At 67.6% G+C, this 1329-nt stretch carries 1 protein-coding gene; it reads left to right on the top strand.

Translation table 11 applies throughout. The features are described from left to right. The first annotated feature begins 81 nt into the window (after positions 1 to 81). Positions 82 to 1284 carry an integrase core domain-containing protein gene (locus AAFN89_RS20780; RefSeq protein ID WP_347541233.1) on the top strand — a complete coding sequence of 401 codons (1203 nt, stop codon included), beginning with the start codon at positions 82 to 84 and terminating at the stop codon, positions 1282 to 1284. Positions 1285 to 1329 lie beyond the last annotated feature (45 nt).

Raw genomic sequence — 1329 nt, 5'->3', positions numbered from 1 at the left:
GGTCCAACCCGGATAGATAGGTGACAGTTTAGCCCGGCGACATGGGTGACAGGTCTCAGAGTGGTTGCAGGAGGTGCGGCCATGCCCTGGAGAGAGACCTGTGTGATGGATCAGCGGCTGAGATTTGTCTCGGCGTGCCTGGCGGGCGAGGAGAGCATGTCGGAGTTGTGCCGGCAGTATGGGATCAGCCGGAAGAACGGCGGCAAGTGGCTGAGGCGTTATCTCAGCGAAGGCGTTGTCGGCTTGCAGGACCGTTCACGGGCGCCGCATTCGAATGCGCGCTCGGTAGATGGCGAGGCGATCTCCGAGGTGCTGTCGGTGCGCCATCGCTATCCGAGCTGGGGGCCGCGCAAGGTCAAGGCCTGGCTGGAGGAGCGCCATCCCGACCAGGCCTGGCCGGCGGCGAGCACGATCGGCGAGCTGTTCGACCGGGCCGGACTGACGCGCCCGCGCAAGCGCCGGCGTCGGGTGCCGCCGCAGAGCGTGCCGCTGGCGGGTTGCGCGGCGCCCAACGATGTCTGGTGCGCCGACTTCAAGGGCTGGTTCCTGACCGGCGACGGCACCCATGTGGAGCCGTTCACGGTGAGCGACGGCTACAGCCGTTTCCTGATCCGCTGCCAGGCCGTGGCGCGCATCGATGAGGGCCATGTATGGCCGGCGCTGGAGGCGGCGTTCCGGGAGTATGGCCTGCCGCGGGCGCTGCGCTCGGACAATGGTCCGCCCTTCGCCAGTCGGGCCGCCGGCGGCCTGTCGCGCTTTGCAGTCAAGCTGATCAAGGCCGGTGTGCTGCCCGAGCGGATCGAGCCGGGCAAGCCGCAGCAGAACGGCCGCCACGAGCGCCTGCACCTGACGCTCAAGCAGGACACCGCGGCCCCGCCGGCCCGTAGCCTGGCCGAGCAGATCGACCGCTTCGAGCGATTCCGCGAGACCTACAACACCCAGCGGCCCCACGAAGCCCTCGGACAGCGCCCGCCGGCACGGGTCTACCTGCCGTCGCCCCGCCGCTTCGACGGCGTGCTGCGGTCGCCGGACTATCCCGATGAGGCCCGGATCCGCCGGGTGCGCTCCACCGGCGAGATCAAATGGCACGGCGACCTCGTCTTCCTCAGCGAAGCCCTGATCGGCGAACCGGTCGGCCTGCGTGAGATCGCCGAAGATGTCTGGCTGGTCAACTATGGCCCGATCGTCCTGGGCACGATGAAGGGGAGGCAAGGATTCATGCGCATGGGGTCTGGACGGCCGTCCAGACCCCATGCGCTACAGAACAAACCACAAAACCTGTAACCCATGTCTCCGGGCTAACTTGTCACCCCTCTTTCCGGTTGCTCA

It is taken from the genome of Inquilinus sp. CAU 1745 (genome assembly GCF_039839375.1).
GTDB lineage: Bacteria > Pseudomonadota > Alphaproteobacteria > DSM-16000 > Inquilinaceae > JBDOQU01.
The sequence above is the reverse complement of the archived record's forward strand: the minus strand, read 5'-3'. Positions and strand labels throughout refer to the sequence as shown.

What these genes read in the sequence shown, in the direction of transcription:
- AAFN89_RS20780 (WP_347541233.1), top strand. Translation starts at nt 82, where the DNA reads ATGCCCTGGAGAGAGACCTGTGTGATGGATCAGCGGCTGAGATTTGTC.